11 protein-coding genes and 1 pseudogene are annotated in these 17512 nt (G+C 71.1%); all 12 read right to left on the bottom strand.

Translation table 11 applies throughout. The features are described from left to right. Nucleotides 1-1155, bottom strand: a pseudogene (locus tag GCU69_RS09225) (putative baseplate assembly protein); the annotation flags it as partial. Continuing rightward, nucleotides 1152-4328 (bottom strand): putative baseplate assembly protein, encoded by a 3177-nt coding sequence (locus GCU69_RS09220; RefSeq protein ID WP_156205639.1) that lies wholly within the window; start codon nt 4326-4328, stop codon nt 1152-1154. The pseudogene GCU69_RS09225 and the gene GCU69_RS09220, both read right to left, overlap by 4 nt. Further along, the gene (locus GCU69_RS09215; protein WP_098755171.1) at nt 4325-4708 is read right to left on the bottom strand and encodes a GPW/gp25 family protein; all 384 of its coding nucleotides are present in this window, start codon (nt 4706-4708) and stop codon (nt 4325-4327) included. The genes GCU69_RS09220 and GCU69_RS09215 overlap by 4 nt, the downstream gene beginning before the upstream one ends. After that, nucleotides 4705-5049 carry a hypothetical protein gene (locus GCU69_RS09210; RefSeq protein WP_098755172.1) on the bottom strand — a complete coding sequence of 115 codons (345 nt, stop codon included), beginning with the start codon at nt 5047-5049 and terminating at the stop codon, nt 4705-4707. Before GCU69_RS09210 ends, GCU69_RS09215 begins: the two co-directional genes overlap by 4 nt. Nucleotides 5050-5067: 18 nt before the next feature. Beyond that, a complete protein-coding gene (locus GCU69_RS09205) occupies nt 5068-5613 on the bottom strand; it encodes a phage baseplate assembly protein V (protein ID WP_156205638.1) in 546 nt (181 codons plus the stop codon). Nucleotides 5614-5710: 97 nt separating this feature from the next. Continuing rightward, nucleotides 5711-6853, bottom strand: coding sequence for a hypothetical protein (locus GCU69_RS09200; RefSeq protein WP_156205636.1), 1143 nt, complete (start codon nt 6851-6853; stop codon nt 5711-5713). Next, nucleotides 6846-7235, bottom strand: a complete 390-nt coding sequence (locus GCU69_RS09195; protein ID WP_156205634.1) for a LysM peptidoglycan-binding domain-containing protein — start codon at nt 7233-7235, stop codon at nt 6846-6848. The genes GCU69_RS09200 and GCU69_RS09195 overlap by 8 nt, the downstream gene beginning before the upstream one ends. A 7-nt stretch (nt 7236-7242) precedes the next feature. Then, nucleotides 7243-7926 (bottom strand): hypothetical protein, encoded by a 684-nt coding sequence (locus GCU69_RS09190; protein ID WP_098755175.1) that lies wholly within the window; start codon nt 7924-7926, stop codon nt 7243-7245. Continuing rightward, nucleotides 7923-8597: a hypothetical protein gene (locus tag GCU69_RS09185; protein ID WP_156205632.1), complete on the bottom strand. Its 675-nt coding sequence runs from the start codon at nt 8595-8597 to the stop codon at nt 7923-7925. The genes GCU69_RS09190 and GCU69_RS09185 overlap by 4 nt, the downstream gene beginning before the upstream one ends. A gap of 14 nt (nt 8598-8611) precedes the next feature. After that, nucleotides 8612-15217, bottom strand: coding sequence for an eCIS core domain-containing protein (locus tag GCU69_RS09180; RefSeq protein WP_156205630.1), 6606 nt, complete (start codon nt 15215-15217; stop codon nt 8612-8614). Further along, nucleotides 15214-15633, bottom strand: a complete 420-nt coding sequence (locus GCU69_RS09175) for a hypothetical protein (protein ID WP_235978345.1) — start codon at nt 15631-15633, stop codon at nt 15214-15216. The genes GCU69_RS09180 and GCU69_RS09175 overlap by 4 nt, the downstream gene beginning before the upstream one ends. Then, a partial coding sequence (locus GCU69_RS09170) for an ATP-binding protein (protein ID WP_156205628.1) occupies nt 15624-17512 on the bottom strand: 1889 nt, incomplete at its 5' end. The genes GCU69_RS09170 and GCU69_RS09175, both read right to left, overlap by 10 nt.

Below are 17512 nucleotides of genomic sequence, written 5' to 3'. Positions count from 1 at the left end.
GCCGCCCGGCTCCTCCGGCGGCAGCTCCGGCTCCAGTTCGGCGGCCCGCTCCTGGAGATCGACGAAGACGGCGTTCAGCTGCTCGAACCACTCGCCGACGTCCTCGTACGGCGCGGCCAGCGCCTGCGCCTCCCACAGCCGCTGCACCGGGTCGTCGAGCCGCCGGGCGAACGCCCCCGGGGTGTCCAGGCGTTCCAGGTCGGCCCGGAGCTGCGCCAGCACCTGCTCGTCGAAGTCCTCGATCAGCCGGCTGGCCACCGGCCGCGGGTTCGGCGCGTCCGGGCCGGGCGTGATCCACTCCTGGAGTTCGCCGACCAGCTCCCGCAGCGACGGCGGCGGGGACGACGGCAGCCCGAGCGCCGTGGTGTCGTCGTCGCGGTCGATCCGCACCCGGGTCACCGGCAGCACCTGGGTCAGCGGCGCGCCCGCGGCCTCGGCGCCCGGGCGCTCGCTGAAGACGAACAGCAGCCGGCTGCCGGGGGAGAGCGAGTTGGCCGTCCCCGCGACATGGAGTTCGGACCGCTCGCGCAGATCCTCCGGCGTCAGCAGCGCCGGGCGGCGGCGCCGTACCGCCAGCTGGTTCCACGACCAGCGGGCGACCAGGTCCTCGTCGGTCTCAAAGGTCTGCGCGTCCTCCTCCGACGCCGACGGCACACTGTGGCTGCGCGATCCGCGGGGGATCAGCACGGGCACATCCGTACGGGAGCGCGGGTCGCGGTCCACGGTGTACGCCAGGTGTGTGTCGGCGGCGACCCCCGGCCGCGGCCGGTGCCCGACCAGCCGGCCGAGCAGCACCAGCGAGCGGTGGTCGTCCGCGGTGCGCAGATAGCCCTCGTCGGCGATCCGCTCGGAGTGGAAGGTCAGCAGGTCGCCGAGGACGGCCCAGGCGTCGATCAGGCCGAGCGCCGGGTCGTCGGGGGTGCGCACGGTCAGGTCGCGCAGCGCCGGGTACGCGGGTGAGGCCAGCCGGTCCAGCATGGCCGCCAGGAACGAGCCGTACTCGCCCACCCGGTAGTCCAGCGCGGTGCGGCCCGGCGGGTTGTACAGGGCCGCCGCGCCGCGCCGTTCGTCGTGGATGCCGTCCCCGCGGCGCTCACCGCCGGGTCCGCCGGCGCACCCGCAGGAGCAGCCGCCTCCGTTGATCCCGTCGGTCACTGTCCGCCTCCGAGGTGCAGCGAGAGCCGGCCGTTGTCCGGCCGCTCCGGGTCGTTGTCGCACCGGGCGATCTCCAGCGGGCCGATGCGCAGCACGCCGTCCTCCAGTGCCGTTCGGTCGTCGGGGTCGTCGTCGAACATCCGTCGCAGCCGGGTCACGCTCACGCTCCGCACGCCCCGCACGGCGGCCGCGGCCGCCACCAGGCGGCTCAGCCGCACCGGGGTGCCGAAGGTCAGCGCGTCCGGGTGGAAGAAGCCGAGCCGCCCGCCGGGCAGCCTCCGCCTGCCGAAGACCCGGTACAGCTCGGCCAGGATCTGGCCGTGCTGGTGGCCCGGTTCGGCGCACACCTCCAGCGCGATGTCGAGCGGTACGTGCCGCGCGGGCATCACCACCAGGTCGTGGCCGATGCGGCGGTAGCCGTCGAGCCCCTGCGCGACGGAGTCGAGCAGCGCGGGCGAGGGGTCGCCGGAGCAGTCCGCGTCGACCGCGACATGCGCCTCCTGCACGCTGCCGGTCCAGCGGATCTCGGCCGCCGCCCGCTGCACGCCCGGCAGCCCGGACGCCAGCTCGGCGTAGTCGTCGGCGGTGACGGCCCGCAGCCGGACCCGCCTGAGGTCCAGCGGCGCGAGCCTGCGCACCTGTTCGACGGGCTCCGGCTCGGTGCCGCCGACCGCGGGAAGCGGGTTGCGCACCCCGGCCACCGGCATCGGCTCGGCGCTGTCCACGGCCGTCTCGTCCCGGCACAGCACCAGATGGTTGATGGCCCCGGCGCCGACGTTGCCCGCCGTGCCGCCGCCCAGCCGGTAGCGGATCTCCAGCGCGGAACCGGGCTCCGGCCGGGCGCCGTGCCGGCCGTCGCCGAAGCGCAGCGCGAGGCGCCCGTCGTCCTCCAGCTCGCCCGTGAAGTGCCGGTCCCGGCCCCCGCTGTCCAGCAGGTCCCGGCGCGGCTCCCACTGCCCGCCGCCGTCCGCGTCCGTCAGCGTCACGGCCGGGAGCGCCTTCCGCGGATCCGGTACGACCGCCGACGCCGGGCCCCACAGCACCGGCTCGTCCGGGTGCAGCCCGGCCGCGTACGCCGGGCCCCAGCTGTGCGCGATCTCCCAGGCGATCCGCCCGTCGAGGACCGTGCCCGCCCGGGAACGGGCCGTCAGCACCTCCAGCCGCCGGCGCTTGGCGTGCAGCAGCTCGTCCTGCCGGTGCAGCAGCTCGCGCAGGGCACGCACCGGATGCCGGCGCAGCTCCAGCCGCTCCAGCACCCGCAGCCCGAACAGCACGGTCAGCTCCTGCACCTCGGCGTCGGTGAGCCCGTCGCAGTCGCGGGCGCTGCGCCACAGCTCCACCAGCCGCTCCCGCACCCGCTCCGGGATGTCCGCCAGCCGCCCGGCCTGCCCGGCCGCGATGTGGCGCGACTCGGGGAAGGGAACGGTCTGGGCCACCGGGGAGCGGTGCAGCACCGGCCGGAAACGCGGCCGGATGCCCGGGTACACCGACTGCGCGAGGAGCGTCTGCAACGCCTCGGCCTGCGCGTACGCGGTGCCGGGCACCACCCTTTCCTGCCGCTGCCCGGCCAGCTCCAGCGCCAGCCCGGCCCGTACCGTCGCCTCCTCGCCGACGACCCGGAACAGCTCGCGGATGTGCTCGGCCGTCAGCAGCCGCCCGCAGCGGGTCTGCTCCAGCCGGTCGTTGACGAGCTTCGCGGTGGCGTTGCCGCCCTCCCGGTCGCCGCAGCCGAAGTCCGCGGGCCCGCAGGGCGCGAGCACGGCCGGTACGGGCGGCACGGTGACCCGCTCGGGCAGCCCGCCGCAGAAGCTCAGCGAGCGTCCGTGGTCGACGAGCGCCGTGTTGCCGCGCGCCACGCTCACGTCCGCCACCGGCTCGCACCCGGGTCCGCCGAGCACCGACAGGTACAGCGGGAACGCCAGGGCGTCCTCGCGTGCCCAGGTCACCTCCAGCACTGGCTGGTCGCACAGCCGGTCGACGGCCGGGGTGACGGAGGTGAGGCGCACCGCCTGCCGCCGGGCCGGGTCCGCGTCACCGGGCGTGCCCGACCGGGCGCCCAGCACCTCTTCGAACACCAGCAGGTCGCCCGGGTGCAGCTCCAGTTCGCGCCGCTCGCACTTCTCGTCGGCCCACGCGTCCCGCAGCGTCGCGGACGTGGCGCCGCGCGGCAGTGCGCACTGCTCCTCGCCCCAGGTCCAGAAGCGGATCGTGTTGTGCGCGGGCAGCAGCCGCAGCGGCCGGTCGGCGACCGGCTCGAACACCTCGACCGAGCCGCGCTCCTCCAGCACCTCCAGATCACCGTTGTCGATGACGGTGCCGACCCCGGGCCGGTCCTTCGGCCCGTATTTCCGTACGTCGACGGCGGCGAACCGGTACTCGCCGGTGTGCAGCGTCAGCGGCCGGTCCACGTCCAGCGTGACGAAGGCGCGGGCCGAGCAGCCGTCGTGCATGGAGTAGTCGATGAGCCGCACATGGCGGCGTACGGACACCCGGCGGCGGGCCGTGTCGAGATAGGCCTCGGTGGCGACCGCGTCCTGCTGGTAGCTGATCTGGTCGGCGGTGTACGCCAGCAGCTCGACCAGCGTGGTGCCCAGGTCGGCGGCGTTGCGCTCGCGCCACTCGGGCGTCGTCAGCGCGAGCCGGTCGAGCACCAGGCGGCGCAGGGTCTCGTAGTCGCGGGCGGTGTAGTCGATGACGGGGGCGGCCTTGAAGGTGTCCGGGCAGTCGTCCGCCCCGCCGTCCGTGTCGCCGCAGTCGAACGGCGAGGGGCAGTCGGGGAGGAAGAGGAAGTCCGCCGAGTGATAGCGCTGGTCGAACCCGCGATACGGCTCGGTGCCCGGACGCCCGTACGGGTCGCTCTCCACCACCGACAGCCGGTAGCGGCTGGTGTCGCCCCTCCGGTCGACCGTCACGTACAGCTTGTCGTCGAGCTCCGGGTCCTCCTCCCGCTCGACCTCCACCTCCAGCGCCTCGATGCCGGTGACCCGGCGGCCGCCGTCGATGCGGATGTTCTCCGGGCACAGCCCGTGTGGTGCCTTGCCGAGGAAGGTGACGGTGAGCGTGCGCCCGTCATCACTCACCTCGACGGCGTCCACCCCGCCCAGCCGTGCCTTTCTGACCTTGCCGCGCCTGCCGTCGCCGCGGCACGCCACGTCGCTGCCGACCCCGCTCATGCGGCGCCCCTCCCCTCGAACACCTCGTCGCGCCGGGACGCGGTGGAGCGCACCACGTAACTCAGGTGCACCCGCACCACGTTCTCCTCGCTGACCACGTCCAGCGTCTCCACCTCGATCAACTCGCCCAGCCAGCGCTGCAGCGAGGCCTGCACCGACAGCTCCAGCGCGGACGCCAGCTCCGGGCTGTTCGGGGTGAACACCAGGTCGAGCAGCCCGCAGCCGAAGTCCGGACGCATCACCCGCTCGCCCGGGCTGGTGAACAGCAACTGCTCGATCAGATCCCGCACATGGTCGTCGTACGCCGCGTGCGCGGTGCGCCCCCGCCGGTCGACCCGGAACGGGAACGCGATGTCCCTGCGCTCTGCCTTCGCCCTCATCCGCAGACCACCCCCTGTGGCGCCGATACGATCCGCGGGGCGCCCTGGGGCACCAGCGCGGCGTTGAAGCACTGGGCCGCCGTGACGTCCAGCAGCACCGGCGAGCCGTCGACCAGCACGCCGTCGCCCGCCGGTGTCCAGCGCACGCTGGTGCACGGCACGGGCACGCGGTCGACCGTGTGCCGGCAGCCGGTCACGGCGTGGGCGTGCGCGGCGGTCGCCACCGGCGTCCCGTCGAGCCGTACCCCGGACGCGGCCGATCCCGCGGACGCCGCCGCGTCCACCCGGCCGCCGTGCGGGCAGCCGATCTGGGTGCCGCCGTGGATCACATTCCCGGACAAGACTTCTCCCCGTTCTCGCTAGCGCTTCTTGGGCACGATCAGCCGGCCCTCGTTGACGTCGACGCGGTCGCCCGCCACGGAGACCGAGGCGCCCTGACCGTTGCTGAAGTGGACTCCCGACCGGTTGATCCGGACGAACGGGCCGGTGCCGGTGCCGTCCGGTGACGGGGCCTGGAGCAGGATCCCCGCCTCCGGGTCGTCGGAGAGCACGATCTTGTGGTGCCCCTGGGTCTCGATCACGACCGGCTGCGCGTTCGCCTGCGCGCCGGCCTGGGCGTCCACCGGCATCTCGCTCTGCTCGCCGAACCAGCAGCCCGTCCAGACGGGGAAGCTCGGGTCGCCCTGCTCGAACTCGATCCAGACACCGGAGCCGATGGTCGGCATGACGTACTGGCCGGCCTGCTCACCCGTGAACGGGAAGCAGGGCATCGCCCAGGTCGAGGCCTCGTCACCGAGCACGTCCGGGACGACGGCCGTGATCCGGCCGATCCGCAGCGGGTCGTTGTTGTCCGCCACCCGGCCGCGGAACTTGCCGAGGAAGCGGTTGTTCGGTGCTGGCGCCATGCGGGCTGCTCCTGGTCGGAACGGTCGGTGGGTCTCAGGGTCGGGCTGGTGGGTGTCAGGGGCGGGCGAGTAGGTGTCGGGGGCGGTCGGGTCGGTGTCAGGGGCGGACGGTGTCGCTCATCGCGATCAGGCCCTCGCGGGAGATCGTGAAGTTCTGCTGGTAGCGGCCGGGCCACAGGTTGTGGGTGACGCTCGTGACGTAGTAGTCGCCGTCGTACGTCACCCCGGCGCCGCGCACGCCGACGAGTTCGCGGGGGCGCAGGATGTAGCCGTGCCGGTTGACGTCCAGCTGGCCGGATCCGGAGATCGCGTCGGCGGACGTCGCGGCGCGCGCCAGGGCGGCCGCGCGGGCCGTCTCGCTGTCGAGCTTCGCGGTGCCGCTCAGCCTCCGCCGCTTCAGCGCGGGCGTCGCGCGCCGGCCCAGCGGCGGGCGGAGCGGGCTGATGTCCTGCTGCGGGAGCAGCGTCCAGTCGCGGGAACCCGCCTCCGGCTGCACCCGGGCCTGCGGTTCCTCCCGGGCCGTGCCGTCGTACGCGAACGTCAGCTGGTCGACCGTGGAGTTGACGTCCATGTTGACGTTCAGCGCGTGCTGCCGCTGCCCGATGCGCTGCTGCGGGCCCCAGTAGGCGGTGGAGCGGCCCGGGGTGGGGCCGGGGTCGAGATAGAAGGTGTAGCCGTTGGCGTTCGCCAGCTCGTTGACGTAACTCAGATCGGTGCCCGTCTGGTACTCGACGCGGAGCTGCTCGCGGGGCGGCTGCGGGATCTGCTCGCGGATGATGCGCGGATCGATGCCGTAGTCGGTGTACTTGGCGAGGATGCGCTCGACCCGCTGGGCGGGGGAGAGGTTCGGGTAGCGGTCGGTCCGCTCCTCCAGGTCCATCAGCAGCGTCAGGTCCTCACCGGTGACGGTGAGCGTGGTCTGTCCCGGCTGGTTGCTGGCACCGACCTCCTGGCGCACGATCAGGCCGTCGAGCAGCACGATCGGGGTGCCCTTGACGGTGGCCGTGATGACGACCCGCGTCTTCGGGTCGAAGAACCCCTCCGGCAGCAGCCGTTCGATGATGGCGCCCTTCTTCGTCAGGTCGAACGCCATCTGGAAACCGCTGCGTTCCCCCGCCGTGCTGGTGATCTGCGCGGACAGCAGTGCCTCGCCGACCGCCTCCGGGACCGGGCGGGTCAGCCGGGGGCCCATGTGCAGGGTGAGGTGGATCGGCCCGCTGCCGATGGGTTCGTCAGACACGGCCGGCGCCTCCCGCACGGCCGCCCGGGCCGCCCGTGCCGAAGCCGCCGGGCACCGGGATCTCGATCTCCGTGCCCGGCTCGGCGGTCAGCTCGCGCGGGTCGAGGACGGGATTGGCGTCGGCGATACGCCACCACTGGGCGGGGTCGCCGAAGTAGCGCTGCGCGAGATGGCCGGGGCGCTCACCGCTGTTGACCGTGTGCGGCGCCGTGTCGTCCGGGTCGTCACCGAGCGGCGGCAGCAGGCGCCGCCTGGTGTACCGGACCTCGGTGCCGTCGGCGGCGCGGTGCACCGCGATCTCGGCGTCGTGGTACCGGCTCGACCGCGGATACGGATGCGAACCGGGCACCGCGTCCAGGGCACTCTCGTAAGGCTCGATCATGCTGCTCTCACACCCTCCCCATGCCGATGTCGGCGCCGGTCAGCCCCAGCGACCCGAGCCGCCCCGCGGGCGCGCGGCCGGCCAGCCGCTCCTTCTGCGCCAGATGCGCCAGATACAGCTCCGCGCCGCGGTGCCCGGCGGGCAGATCGCTGACGGTGAGCACCTTCAGACCGATGGAGAGCGAGGCCCGTATCGGATTGAGGTTCACGTCGAACGCGGACTCGTTGACGGACAGCTCGGTCAGCCGTACGGGCATGACGCGCTTGCTGCCCCAGGTGAACAGGGTCAGCGGCATCTCGATCGGGGAGATCTCGATGGTGCCCTTCTTGCTGAGCCGGCTCGCCTCGCGGAGCTGGGCGGTGGTGGGCTGCACCAGCATCTCCAGCGTCGCGAGCTGCGGGTGGATGCCGTCCGGGGCCGGCACCTCCAGCTGGTCGGTGGCGTCGATCTCGGCGGTGAACTTCCAGGTCTCCTCGGCAGGCCCCTTGAGCCGCAACGCCTCGTTCCGGTCCCCCTGCCCACTCCCTCCGCCACCGGCATCACCGGTCCCCGCTGCCTGTGGCGCGAGTGAACGCTCGAGGGTGTCGGGGTTGAACTGCAGCACGATGATGCGCTGCGGGGTGCCGCGCTCGGGGTCGACGATGACGATGCCGGAGCGGATGGGCTTGGGGATGTCTGCGTAGCGGGTCACAGGCGGGCCTCCAGGCGAGCGCGCAGCGGCGCGTAGTCATAATCGGGGAACAGGTCGGGGAAGCTGGAAAGCATCGCCTTGAGGCGCCGTACTGTGGATTCCATGGAGACCGAGGTGAGGTCACCATCAATAAAAAGGTACTGCCAGCCGGAGGTACCCTTGGTAATGAGAACGGAGTCCAGGTATTCGGCATAGTCGAGGTCCATGCGCTCCAGGCGGCGCTGGGTCATGTCATAGAACCAGACCTCGAATAGCCCCTCATCAGTGATGCGGATCCCGGTAACTTCTCCGGCGCCGGTACGATGAGCGGAGTCAACGGCACTGAGATCCGCCATGATCTCCTGATCCGTCATCGCCAGCGTCGTGTCCTCGGGCACGAGATCGGGCTGCGAGAACGCCTCATGGAGGTGGTACAGGCAAAATTCTCCTACGAGTTCGGTCTCTTGCACGCTCCGCCATTGAGCGTGCATCCTTTTTGGGGCGAAATAATTCCTCCTGAAGGAGTCCGGCAGCTGCATTCCTACGGTTTCCGCAACGCGCTGGAGCGCTGTCTCCGTGCTTTCGTCACCATGTTCGGCTGGTTCAATGTTTTCGTAGGACAGTTTGACATGATCGCTGTCCCTGATTTCTCGGATCGCCTGACGACAGCGATCCTCGAACGACTTCTTCATGGTCGAGTCTCCTCTCAGCTCTCCAGCGTGCCCTGTTCCAGAGACCAGTCGATGATGTCCATCTTTGCCTCGATCCTCGCCATGATCTTGTCGATCGTTTCCTTCTTAGGGGACCTGTTCGCTTTTTGCTGTGCTTCCAAGTAGTCCCTGACGTCTTCTGGGCTGGTGAATGCCGGTTTCGTTACGTTGTCCTTCTTCGCCCCTTCGTAGGTGCCCGCAACAAATCGGGCCTCATGCCAGGTAATTTCCTCGAGGCGGTCCCGAAGGGTCTTCGCTCCCGCCCTGTTGATCCGCAGGTTCGTCTTTTCGCCGGGAGAGGGGGGATCAATTTTTGGCTCGGTCTGCCTGAGATCCCTCCCCCTTCTCTTCCAGTCGCTCGGGGAGCGGCCGTCGCGATCTCGGCTCACCTTGTCGTAGCCGCCGTACGACACAGTGATGGAGGCGGGGAATCCGGGGTATCCCGGGTGTCCGAATGTCACGTCGACGTCGTACCAGATCATTTCTCGATCGCCTGGAATCGCGTTGTATGCGCTGCTTTCAATGCCCTTGTGGAAGTCATCGTTGTGCCCCTTGCGTGCAGGGACAAGGTTATTTCCGCCGGCGAGCCCTCCCAGTGATACGGCAGAGCCGCCCGGGAGAAGGTGCATGCGAACCCACGCTGTGTTCGCGTTGTATCCGTTATTGGTTACGAACTGCCACCCCATGGGCTGAAGGTCGTTCGATGTCGCCTTGGGGTCCTGGCCGGTTCCCTTGACCACCGAACTGAGGAATTTCGCTTCGACCTTCTTGTTCGGGATGGTCGAGCCTGCTTTGCTGAATTTTGTGTAGTCAATGTTGGGGTCGTCCGCGCGTCCAGGGATGACGGGGTCGGGCAGGCCGGCCTTCTTGAGACGGTCCTCCCGTTCCTTCGGGTCGGTCGTCCCCTCGATGGCCTTCTTGGGCGGATTGAGCGTGGCCCACACCGAGAAGTCGGGGTACCCCCTCTTCTCGAGGGAGGTGAGCCGGTAGAACCGGCGCATGGCGGCGAGTGTGGCGTCATGAATCCGGGTCGGCACTCCAGGTTTCAGGAGTTGCCTCAAGAGGGGTTGAATCCTGGAAACGGCCTTTGTGAGACGCTGTTGTTTCGTCTCTTTTTCCTTTTCCTTGTTCCTGTTCTTTCGGTTTCTGGTCCTCATCGTTGCTGTGCGCTTCTTCTTGTCGTCGCGCATCTTGTCGCGCTTCTTCTTGAAGAAGTTGCGAATCTTCTTGGCGCTGTTCTTGAGTGCCTTCCCGACCTTGCTCTTCTTGAGTTTCTTACCCAAGGCCTTGCCGGCGTTCCGGACCTTCTTCAAGGCGGACTTGACCTTGCCCTTGATCTTCTTCAGGGCCTTGCCCAGGGGAGACTTCGGCTTGCGCGGCTTTGTCCGCCTCGGGGCCTCGGTCTCCTTTTTCTTCTTCTTGGCCTCGGGGGCTTTGTCCTTCTTGGCGTCCGGCTTACTGTCGGATTTCGAATCCGGCTTCCGGTCGGGGTCCTTGCTCGGTGTCGAGTCCTGCTTCTGCTGGTTCTGTTTCGCCTCGTCCTCGTCCTTGCGGCGTTGCCGGTCCTTGTCCGGGGCCTTGCTCGTCGGCCGGTCGTTCACCGCGTCCTTGCCCTGGTTGCGGTTTCCACCCGGGCCGCGGTCCGAGGTCTCCGAGCGGTTCTTCGGGACCCGCGGTCCCTTCGGCTTGGCGGGCTTCGCCGGCTTCTTCAGGGCCTCCTGGGCCTTGCGTGCCGCGCCCCGGGCCTTGTTGACCGCGTTGCCCGCGGCCTTCTTCGCGCCCTTGCCCGTCTTCTTCAGGCCCTTCATGATCTTCTGGGCCATCGTCTTGAGCCGCTTGCCCACGCCCTTCGTGGCGCCGGACAGCCGGATCATCAGGAAGTTGGCGATGAAGTCCAGCAGCGCGACGATCCCCGCCGCCACCGCCTCCGCGAACAGGCACGCCGCCGGGCCGGCCTTGACGGCCTTGAGGTACGCCCAGAACTTGCTGAACGCCGTCAGGATCGAACTCAGGCTCTGCCAGGCGGCCATCAGGCCCTGGACGACCGTCAGGATGGCGCCCGCCGCCGGGACCAGCATCGAGACGACCTTCTCGATCACGATCGACGCGATCATCATGGGCAGTGACGCGATGATCGCGTCCCAGGCCATCTTCCCGATCTGCTTGATCGAGACGCAGCCCTTCACCAGGACGTTGATCACGGCCTTGCCGAGGCCGAGGATGCCCTCCACCTTGGTGTCGAACCACTGCTTGACGCCCGTCTTGATGGCGCCCCACAGATGGTCCGTGATGCCGGCCTTCGCCGAGCTGCCCGCCTTGCTCAGCCAGCCGCCCACGTCCGGAGCGATGTCCGCGACCAGCGCCGCGAACTTGCCGAGCGCCTCGATCGCCGCCTCGGCGAACTTCAGCGCGCCGATGATCGCGTCGCGGTAGAGCTTGATGGCGAACTTGATGCCGGCTTCCAGGACGTCCAACAGGGCGTTCAGACCCGCCGCCAGCGCGTCCAGCAGCGCGTTGACGGCCTTCTTCAGGCCGTCCGCCAGCGTGTTGACCGCGTCGATCGCCGCGTCCCGAAGGCCCTCGATCGCCTTGCGGAACTTGTCGCGCAACTCGGGGAACGCCGCCAGCAGGACGTCGCAGACCGCGATCAGCGCGTCGGCCAGGACGTTGATCGCCGCGATGGCCAGGTCGCGTACGAAGTCGATCGCCGCGTTGGCGAACTCCTTGAACTTGTCGATGACGCTGTTGATCGCCTCGCGGGCGGCGTCGAAGATCGCGGTGACGGCGTCCAGCAGAGCGGAGAAGAAGTCGCCGATCGCGTCGATCAGCTTGCCGAAGAGGCTGTCCGACTCCTCCTTCTTCTCCTCCTTCTTCTTCTCGGCGTCCTTCTCGGCCTTGGTGGCCTTGTCGTCGATGTCCTTGTTGTCGGCATCCTTGCGGTCGCTGACTTCCTTGTCCTTGTCGTCGCGACCCTTCGTGATCTTCTTGTTCTGCTCGCCGTGTTCCTTCTCGGACTTCTTGTCCGCGTCCTCGATCTCTTTGTCCTGCTCGTCGCGCCACTTCGTGCGCTCCGCATTGGTCTGTTCGGCGGCCTTGCCCCGTTCGGCGGTCTGCTTCTCGGCGTTCTGCTGGACCTCGCGGTCCATTTCCGCCTGTTTCTGCCGCTTCTCCTGCTGCTCGCCCTGCTGGTGTTCCTTCTCCTTGGCGACCAGCTGCCCCTGGGCCTCGCCGGACGCGCCGCGGATCTCGCCGCCCCGTTCCTGTTTGGCGACGACACCGACATGCGACTTGGCCTCGGGGCCCGCCGGCTGCCTGCCGCCCTTGCCCTTGCCGCCGCCGCGTACGTCGCCGCGCAGCTCCTCCTTGGGGGCGTTGGGGAAGATTTTGTCCTCGCCCATCGGCTTGGCCGCGTCCTCCCGGCCCGTGCCGTGGATCTTCCCCTGCTTCTCCTTGAGCTTCTCGGCCTGCTTGTCGGTGCGCTTGGGGTCGCTCTTGCCCGTCAGCTTGATCTTGGGGGCGGGGCCGACCGTCTTGTTGCGCAGCTCCGGGTCCGTCGTAGGGACTTGGTCGGCGGCGGCCTCGATGCTGCCGGCGTCGCCCGCGCTGATCTTGCCGTCCTTGCCGGGGTTGATCTGCGGCGGCGGTACGCCCTCGGTCGGCTTCTTGCCCTGGGCCTTCTCACCGCCCTTGGCCTTCTGCTTCTCGCCCTCGTCCTCCGTGCCGACCTTCTCCAGCTTCCCGGTCACGCGGGCGGCGGGCGGTGCGGACTTCGGCCTGGCCGACTGCGTCTGCGGGGCACCCGAGGGCCGCTCCCGCTTCGGGGGGTTCGCCGCGAGCCGCTTCCGTTCGTCGTTCGCCTTCTTCTCGCCCGCCGCGTCCACGCCCGGCAGCGCCTTCTGCGCCTGGTCCGGCGGCAGCGAACTGACGGTGCTCAGCGCGGCCTTCGGGTCCTGCGACGAGACGTCCGGCGGCTCCTTCTGCTTCTCCTCCTTGGCCGCGGCACCGCCGCCCCCGCCGCAACCGCCCTTGCCCTCTTCCTTCTCGGGCGCGGGCTCCGGAGGCGCACAGCCGCCGCCGTCCTTCTCCAGCGAGGCCTCGGGCTTGGCCTTGGCGCCCTCGGGTGCCGGTGCGCCCATCTTGCCCGGTGCCTCGGCCTGTTCACCGGCCGGGCTGACGGAGGCGTGCGCGACCGAGGGCGCGCCACCCGGCCCCGCCGCGGGGGACGGCCCGGAGGGTTCGCTGCCGCCCACGTTGCCGCTCGGGGCGGCCCCCGGGCCGGTTTCCTTGGGGATCTGACTCTTCGGCCCGGATGCCTCGTTCTCCGACTTGGTGGAGTCCGCGACCCGGCGCGCGGCGGGGGAGGGGTTCCGGTCCTCGGCGGCCGTCTTCTCCGTATGGGCGCCCGCGGGAGGCGCCGCGGTCGGCTCGGGGCTCCGGGAGGAGGCGGAGTCGCCGCCGGACGGTGCGGATGTGGGCTTGTCGGCGGCCGCGCCCTCCGGCTGCCCCTTCGCGGCCTCCTGCTTCTCCTCCCGCTCGTCCTGTTCCTTGCGTTCCTGCTGCTGTTCCCCGGCGTCCTTGGCGTCCGGCTCCTCCTGGCCGTCGGCCTCGGTGTCCTTCTCGTCCTCGTCCTGCCGTTCCGCCGCGGTCCTGGCGGTCTCCTGGTCCTGCTGCTGCTCCGGATCCGGCTTCTCGGCCTCCGGTTCGGGCTCCTGCTTCTCCTCGGTCTCCGGGTCCGGGCCGACCTCCTGGTCGACCGGCTTCTCCGGCTGGAGGTCCTTCTCCGTACGGTCGCCGGCCGCCGCCGCCGGGCTGTCGGCCGGCGGCGGTGCCTCACCCTCGACGGGCCCGATCTCGGCACCGGGAGGCCTGAGTTCGGACTCCGGGGCGTCCTCGTCCTCTTCCTCCTCGGCGTCGTTCTCCCGCTGCTCCTGGACCTTCTCGGCCTTGGTGGGCGGGGGAGCGGGGAACGTCGGCACCGGGGCGTCGGGGTTGTCGGCCGTCGGTACGCCCGACAGGTCGAGGTCCGTCTCCGGCAGATAGTCGTCGGGCGTCAGCTCCGGCTCGCCCGCGCCCGCGCCGCCCTTCCCTGCCTCGCCCTGCTCGCCGCCGATCTCCCGGTCGGCACCCGCCTCCAGGCCGAGCGGCTGCTCCTCCTCGCGCGGGTCGCCCTCGTCCTCGTCCTTCTCGTGCAGGCCGTGCTCGGACAGCGCGCTGTCCCGCTGCTCGGCCCGCTCGTCAACCTTCTCCGGGCGTACGGGGCCGGGCTGGCCCTTCGCCTTCGGGTCGACCTCTTCCTGCTTGGATCCCGCGACCCGCTTCTTCGCGTCGTCGTTGCGCTTCCGCTTCTCGCCGCCGGGCGCGTTGGCCTGCTCGGGGTCCTGCTCCTCCCGCTCCCGCTGCTCCTTGCGCTCCTTCTTGGCCTGCTCCGTGTCCTGCTCGCGGTCCTCGGCCTTCTCCTGGTCGGCCTGTTCCGCCTCCTGCCGCTCCTCGGCCTGCTTCTCCTCGGCCTGCTGCTGCTCCTGCTCGCTCTGCTCCTGCTCCTTGGCGCGCTCGTCCTCCTGCGCCGTGCGCTCCGCCGTCTCCTTCTTCTCGGCGGCCGCGTCCTGCGACTCCCGGTCCTGCTCGCGCTCCCGGTCCTGGCGGCCGCCCTCGGCGCCGGCGGCGCGCTTCTCCTCGCGGGTGTCCTCGGCCTTCCGCTCGTCGGAGCGGTGCTCGCCCGCGGCGGCCCGCTCCTGCGCCGCCCACTCGTCCTGGAGCTGTTCGACGGTGTCGGGGACCGGTTCCGGCGCAAGGGCCGGGCCCAGCTCGGGCGGGTGCTCCTCGGTCTCCCCGACGAGTTCGAGCAGCCCGTTGAACTCCGGTGTCAGCAAACGAACTTCAAGCCGGTCCAGCACCGATTCCTGGAGGTCGGGAGCCATCCGCGCCAGCTGCATCCGGACCCGGCCGGACAGGTCCGCCGGGTCGCCGCGCAGCGACCGGAGCACCCCGTTCGCCAGCCGGTCCACCAGCGTCGCCGGGTCCAGCAGTTCCGCCCGCCGCCGGTCCGCGTCCACCGTCGCGTAGCGCAGCCAGCCCGGGGTCGGCTGTCCCGCCTCGACCTCGGCCGCCGGCTCGTCCTCGCGTACGGAGCCGAGCATCGCGTTCCGTACGGACTCCTGCGCCGCCGACTCCGCCTCGCGCTCCACCGCCTGCTGCGGCAGGCTCACCGCTCCCACGTCGCGGCCCGCGCGCAGCGCGCCGAGGCCGTCCGGGTTCTGCACCGTGTGCAGCAGCTCGTGCGCCAGCAGCCGCTGCCCGTCCGCCGTTCCCGGCCGGTACGTGCCCTCGCGGAAGAAGATGTCCTGGCCGACCGCGACGGCGTCCGCGCCCAGCATGTCGGTCAGCGCGCCCGCGTCCCGGTCGGTGTGCAGCCGGACCCGGCTGAAGTCGTGGCCGAGCTGTTCCTCCAGCTCCCGGCGCACGCTCAGGTCCAGCGGCTGGCCGGCGCCGCTGACGATGTCCTTCGGTTCGGGCGCGCGGTTCTTCGCCGAACGCTCCTTGCGCTTGCGCCGCTTGGCGTCCTGCGCCGCGCGCGATTCCTGCGACGCGGACTGCGCACTCATCGGCGCCCCCGTCCCGTACGCCCGGCGCCGGCGGACTCCGGCCCCGGTTCGCCGCGGCCCGAGAGTCCGGCGTGCACCGCGCGCGCCAGCGCCTCGCCCAGCCGCCCGGGCGAGGTGGTGGCGGGCAGCGCGGGCAGGCCGGTGAGCGCCTCCATGACGTGCCCCTCGCCGTTCGCCGCGAGCGGTACGCCCCGTTCCCGTACGAGCCGGGTCAGCTCCGCCTGGAACGCGGCCCGGACCCGGTCCGGGTCGACGCGCGGGCCGAAGCCGTCCAGGACCAGTTCGCCGATGTCGATGCGGAAGACCCGCGGCGCCCGCGGCCCCGGGGGCGGCTGGGCCTCCCGAGGTGCCTGCTGTGCCCGGGCGGGCCGCACGACCCGCCGTGCGCTGTCGTCACGTACCTCGTTCAGACCCATCCGTGGACCTCCGAGGGCGTCAAGGAGCGTTCCAGCTTCAGGTATTCGGTGCGCGCCGCCGCCAGCATGTGCCGCATCTGGAGCCGGTCGCCCTCGTCGGCCGCGAGGAACGCGCCCGACAGCGCGATGTTGCGGATCGAACCGCCCGACACCGTCAGCTGCGCCAGCTTCTCGGGGTCGATGCCCTTCACCGGGGCCTGCGGCGGCAGCACCCGGCGCCAGATCTCGGCGCGCTCGTTCTCGGCGGGGAAGGGGAAGTCGACGACGAACCGGATGCGCCGCATGAAGGCCGTGTCCAGGGCCTTCTTCATGTTGGTGGTGAGGATCGCCAGCCCGCGGTACGCCTCCATCCGCATCAGCAGATAGCTGACCTCCAGGTTGGCGTACCGGTCGTGGCTGTCCTTGACCTCGCTGCGCTTGCCGAACAGCGCGTCGGCCTCGTCGAACAGCAGCAGCGCGCCGCCCCGTTCGGCGGCGTCGAACACCTTGCGCAGGTTCTTCTCGGTCTCGCCGATGTACTTCGACACGACCTGGGAGAGGTCGATGACGAACAGGTCGAGGTTCAGCTCGTTGGCCATCACCTCGGCGGCGAGGGTCTTCCCGGTGCCCGAGCCGCCCGCGAACAGCGCCGTCACGCCGAGCCCGCGGCGCAGCGTCTGCGCGAAGCCCCACTCCTGGTGCACGGTGCCGCGCTGCCGTACGTGCGCGACGATCTCCCGCAGGATGCGCAACTGCCGCTCGTGCAGCACCAGATCGCTCCAGCCGGCCTGCGGCTCGATCCGGCGGCCCAGCTCGTCCATGCCCATCCGGGCCTCGGTGAGCCCGGCGCGCCACGCCAGCTCGGTGGCGTGCAGCTCCTCTTCGGCGGGCAGGTCGCGGCACACGGCCGCGGCGGCGGACCGCACGACGTGCGGCGGCAGCTGGAACTGCGCCACCAGTCCGCGCAGGTCCTCCTCCTCGACCTCCGGTACGGACGCGAAGGCGTCGGCCCACAGCCCGAGCTGCTCCTCGTCGTCCAGCGCCGGCACGGTGACCCGCTGACCGCGCGCCTGCCCGGTCTGCCGCGGGTCCTGGCCGGCGACGACCAGCGGTACGGCGGCGCCCGTGACGAACGCGTCGGTGGCCGCCGCCTGGTCGCGTTCCAGGTCGCCGACCTCCAGCAGCAGCGCGGCGGGCAGCAGGATCGCCTCGCGCTGCCACAGCCGGGCGAGCTTGTCCCGTTCGGCGGCGTCGGTCGGCACGTCCTCGGCGGTCATCGTGTACAGGGCCAACCCGCTGCGGCGGGCGGCGGCCGCGGCGATGTCCGCGCGGGTGCGCAGATCGCCGCCGACCAGCTCGACCCGCAGCGGTGCCTCGGCCCCCGGCCCGGCCCAGCCCGCGGCGACCCGCTCGGCGGCGGTGTCGTACGAGGCGGGCAGCGAGTCCGGTACGGGCGCGCGGCGCAGCATTCCGTGCAGCCGGGTGTCGAGATACGGCGAACCGACGAGGAAGTGCAGGATGCGCTCGTCCAGCCGCAGCCGGGACGTGGTCAGCCGGGTCTCGTCGTCCAGCTCGACCAACCGCCAGCGGCGCAGCGGGGCGACGGGCGTGAGCGCGCTCCAGTGCGGGGCGGTGAGCGCGGCCAGGGCGAGGGAGAAGGTCGGGTGGGCGCGTTCCGGGTCGCCGCAGGCGGCGGCGCAGCGGCTGCCGGTGGTCGGCTCCAGCTCCGCGGCGGCGGCGAGCAGGATCACCTCTCGCTCGAACGGGCTGAGGCCGAAGCAGGCCGCCAGGGCGTCGAGCGTGGCCGGACCGGAACCGGCGGCCGGCAGGGCGGCGGCACCCCTGCCCCTCGGCGCCGCGTCCGGCAACGCGTCCGGGACCGTGTCCGGGAACGTGTCCT

Origin of the sequence: Streptomyces lycii (assembly GCF_009735685.1) — a bacterium.
In the GTDB taxonomy this organism is placed as follows: Bacteria; Actinomycetota; Actinomycetes; order Streptomycetales; family Streptomycetaceae; genus Streptomyces; species Streptomyces lycii.
The sequence above is the reverse complement of the archived record's forward strand: the minus strand, read 5'-3'. Positions and strand labels throughout refer to the sequence as shown.

Bases quoted from the DNA above. Each gene is read 5' to 3' on its own strand.
- GCU69_RS09185 (WP_156205632.1), bottom strand. From the start codon at position 8,597: ATGAAGAAGTCGTTCGAGGATCGCTGTCGTCAGGCGATCCGAGAAATC.
- GCU69_RS09215 (WP_098755171.1), bottom strand. From the start codon at position 4,708: ATGAGGGCGAAGGCAGAGCGCAGGGACATCGCGTTCCCGTTCCGGGTC.
- GCU69_RS09180 (WP_156205630.1), bottom strand. From the start codon at position 15,217: ATGAGTGCGCAGTCCGCGTCGCAGGAATCGCGCGCGGCGCAGGACGCC.
- GCU69_RS09205 (WP_156205638.1), bottom strand. From the start codon at position 5,613: ATGGCGCCAGCACCGAACAACCGCTTCCTCGGCAAGTTCCGCGGCCGG.
- GCU69_RS09175 (WP_235978345.1), bottom strand. From the start codon at position 15,633: ATGGGTCTGAACGAGGTACGTGACGACAGCGCACGGCGGGTCGTGCGG.
- GCU69_RS09220 (WP_156205639.1), bottom strand. From the start codon at position 4,328: ATGAGCGGGGTCGGCAGCGACGTGGCGTGCCGCGGCGACGGCAGGCGC.
- GCU69_RS09195 (WP_156205634.1), bottom strand. From the start codon at position 7,235: ATGATCGAGCCTTACGAGAGTGCCCTGGACGCGGTGCCCGGTTCGCAT.